The organism is Inquilinus sp. OTU3971, from assembly GCF_038440215.1.
The window spans coordinates 1-3,563 of sequence record NZ_JASATH010000359.1; the positions used below are offsets into that span (position 1 = coordinate 1).

At 66.0% G+C, this 3,563-nt stretch carries 3 protein-coding genes; 1 reads left to right on the plus strand and 2 read right to left on the minus strand.

Going from position 1 to position 3,563, the window contains the following annotated elements; translation table 11 throughout:
• The coding region (locus AAHM41_RS39540) for a hypothetical protein (protein ID WP_342242130.1) at window positions 1–607 on the minus strand (607 nt) is incomplete at its 3' end.
• A 245-nt stretch (window positions 608–852) separates the two neighbouring features.
• Window positions 853–2,634 (minus strand): adenylate/guanylate cyclase domain-containing protein, encoded by a 1,782-nt coding sequence (locus AAHM41_RS39545; protein ID WP_342242131.1) that lies wholly within the window; start codon window positions 2,632–2,634, stop codon window positions 853–855.
• Window positions 2,635–2,993: 359 nt separating this feature from the next.
• On the opposite strand from AAHM41_RS39545, the gene AAHM41_RS39550 reads away from it, so the two are divergent.
• Window positions 2,994–3,563, plus strand: a 570-nt coding sequence (locus AAHM41_RS39550) for a 2'-5' RNA ligase family protein (protein ID WP_342242132.1), incomplete at its 3' end; no start/stop codon positions are given.

Here is a 3,563-nt window from a genome sequence, read left to right on the forward strand (position 1 = left end):
CCCGACACGGGGGGGTGGGCCCCCCGCGCTTGCGGCGGGGGGGTAACGCGAGGCTGAAGCGTCCGTCATCCACCCGCCGTCGAGGATGATCCGCCGGGCCGCCTGAGTGCGCCAGGTCTTCACCGTCCAGTGGGCCCTGGCATTCGATCAAGAATCCGGCCGGGCAGGGAAGCCAGTAGGCGCACAGCAGCGTGGGCAGCAGTTCGAAGCCGTGATCAGCCGAACTGCGGGCCAGGAAGACCGGGTCTTCGAAGGGAGCATCGATCGCTCGTTCGGGCGGGATGGTGTTGTCCTCGGCATAGGCGGCCCAGACATACAGCGCCCCAAGCGCCGGCCAGCCCATCGAGCCGGTGGCGTAGGGCGGCAGCATGCCCTCCTGCCATTGGACGTGGTGGCCCGCTTTCATCAGCAACTGTTTGGTGATGTAGTCCCGCCGCGCCAAGATATTCGGCTCAATGAGCTCGGGGTTGGTCTTGCCTACCGGCTTGCCGTCCGGGGTGATCTGACGGATCTCGGTGCCGGTGGCACGGGCCTCGACATCCAGTTCAGTCAGCCAGTCATTCGAGAAGAATCGCGTGAGCGCGCCGGCGAAAAGATGCCGAGCCATCTGTCCGAAACTCCGTGCCGCCAATATGTCGCGCAGTGTACAGGAAACGCCGGGTTATTGAATGCCGCTGCGGGGCACGCTTGGCCCGTTCGGCGGCGCTCTCCTTGGGGCACGGTCTCGCCATGTCCAGTTGCCGCGGTCTCCAACCGGGCCCGGCTGGCCGGTAAAGGTGGAAATGCGACATTCGTCTGCGCAGCAGGGATGAATGCAACGCCGCAACGGGCACGGCGGATGTTGGTCAATCTTCAGACTGTCAGCCCCGCCTTTCGAAGGCCTTCAACGCGGCGCTCAAAGTCCTCGGGGTTGCGGAAGGGCAGGACACGGCGACGGCGCTCGACAGAAAAGCCGGGATTGATCTGGAGCGCGTGCTCCCAGGACTGTCGACTCTCCTTGGGCCGGCCGAGGTGGCCGTAGCACGATGCGAGCAGGGCATAGGCGACGTCTGATCGCGGGTTGCGATCGAGCCGCTGTTCGATCGCGGCAATCGCCTGCTCATACTGGCCGAGAGAAAAGCGTGCCTCGGCGACAAACTGGAGCAGGAGTTCTGGATAGTGCGGGTCCAACCCCATCGAAGCGTCAAGCGTCTCGATGGCGCCTGCTGAATCGCCGGAGAATATCTGGACGTGCGCCATCAACATGAGGAGTTGGACCGAGTTGGGCGAAAGTGCGAGGCCCCGTTGCGTCTCTGCCCACGCCCGGTCCAGCTCCCGGCCCCACAGGCAAGCCAATCCCAATGCGAAGTGACCGTTGGGCTGGTCCTCGGCCATCCCCACAGCCTGTTCCGCGAGCTCTTGCCCAATCCGGAGCGAGCGCTCCGGATCGCTGCTCCAGGCGTTGATATAGTCGAGCACATGGGTGAAGGCGATGAGTGCATGAGCCGCCGCATAGTCCGGATCGATCGTGATGGCGGCTTCTGCCAAGCCGCGCGCTGCGATGTTTCCGGCTCGGGTGTGCGCCCACGCCTGCTCTCGGCCACGCAAGAAGAATTCGTACGCCTCGATATTGACCGCGCGTGTCCCGGCAAACCGACCGGTGCCACCCGTAAGCTTCGGCTTGAGCGCACCCACAATCTCCTGCGTGAGCTCGTCCTGAACCGCGAAGATGTCGGTAAGGTCGCGATCGAACCGGCTGGCCCAGACATGTCCGCCGTGACTAGCGTCGATTAACTGCGCTGTGACCCGCACCCGGTTACCTGCCTTGCGCACGCTGCCCTCGAGCACGTAGCGGACGCCAAGTGCCTTAGCCACGTCCTGCACCGAGACTGCCGCCTTCTTGTATACGAACGACGAATTGCGGGCGATGACGTGCAACTCGGACAGTCTCGAGAGGTCCGTGATGATGTCCTCGCTGATGCCGTCGGAGAAGTACTCCTGTTCAGGATCGCCGCTCATATTGTTGAATGCGAGCACGGCGATGGAGGGCTTGTCGGGAACGGACGATCGCCCCGAAGGTCCTTCCAGCGCGCGAGTCTGCGCTAGTAGAACCGGTTTCGCCTGTGAGGCGACCCCAACCTGAAGCGAATAGACCCGGATCGGTTGGGCTATATTCTTGAGCTGGGTCTCGCCGAGATCGGTCACGGCGAGATCGAGCCGCGCTCTCACCTGGCGGTAGGCATCTTCGGACAGACAGATCGCGCCGGGCTCGGCAAGTCCCTCCAGTCGCGCCGCGATATTGACACCGTCGCCCATCAAATCGCCGTCGCTCTCCTCCACGACGTCTCCCAGATGGATGCCAACGCGGAACTCGATGCGAAGCTCAGGCGGCACGCCGGCATTGCGCTCGACCATGGCGGTCTGCACCTCGACGGCGCAGCGCACGGCATCCACCACGCTGCGGAATTCTATAAGGCTTCCGTCTCCGGTGCGCTTGACCACGCGGCCATTGTGCACTGCGATGGTCGGGTCGATCAGATCGCTGCGCAGCGTCCGCAGCCGCGCCAGGATGCGATCCTCGTCTGCGCTGGCGAGACGACTGTAGCCGACCACATCCGCGACCAGGATCGCCGCGATTTTCCGCGTCTCGCCCATGGCGCCAGCTGCCCTCGATTCAAATTAGCATAAAGCCCCGGCGAAGGTTCCCCAAGCTCGATCCAGTTCGTCAAAGAGCGTCGCCCGCCTGATCGGCCGAAGATTCCTTCGGGTCGATTCCGGCCAGCCGACGAATGTCCGCTTCTGCGGAGCAGGGGCAATGTCGGCAATGGAGGGCCGACCCCGACGGTCGCTCACTGCGCGATCCGGACGTCTCGCAGCTCGGGGTCGCCCCTCACCCTGTTCGGACATCCCAACTCATTGAAATCGCTAGCCGATAAGGGGGCTTATCGGGCATTGGGGCTTCCGCCTGGGGCACGCGAGGGCTAGACTCGTCCGGTCGCCGCTCCGGAGACCCCGTGCCGTTCGCCGTCCACCTCGATCTCGATCCGCTGAGCGCCGCCGCCCTGGCGCCGCTCATCGATGCGGTGGAACGCGCCGATCCGGACGCGACGACGCCGCGGCGAGCCAGGGTCGCGCCGCATCTTTCGCTCGCCGTCTACGATCGCCTGGTCCCGGCGGCGGTCATCGTGTCGCTGCAGCGCTTCGCCGAGCGGCAGCCCGCGCTCGCCATCCAGCTGGCGAGCCTGGGCCTGTTTCCGGGACCGCCCGCCGTGCTGTTCGCCGCCCCGGTGGTCTCGGCCGAGCTGCTCGCCGTGCACCGCGCCTATCACCAGGCGACCTGGGCGTCCGGCCCGCGCTGCTGGGCGCATTACCTGCCGGAGGCCTGGGTGCCGCACGTCACCATCGGCGAGGGCATGAGGCCGGCTCTGGTGCCGGCGGCGATCGGCAACGCCATCGCCGCTTGGCAGCCGTGCGCGGCGGTGCTGCACCGGATCTCGCTCGTCCGGTTCCATCCGGTCGAGGTGCTGTGGTCGCGGGGGGGGGGGGGGGGCGCGGGGGGGGGGGGGGGGGGGGGGGGGGGGGGG

What these genes read in the sequence shown, in the direction of transcription:
- AAHM41_RS39545 (WP_342242131.1), bottom strand. Translation starts at nt 2,634, where the DNA reads ATGGGCGAGACGCGGAAAATCGCGGCGATCCTGGTCGCGGATGTGGTC.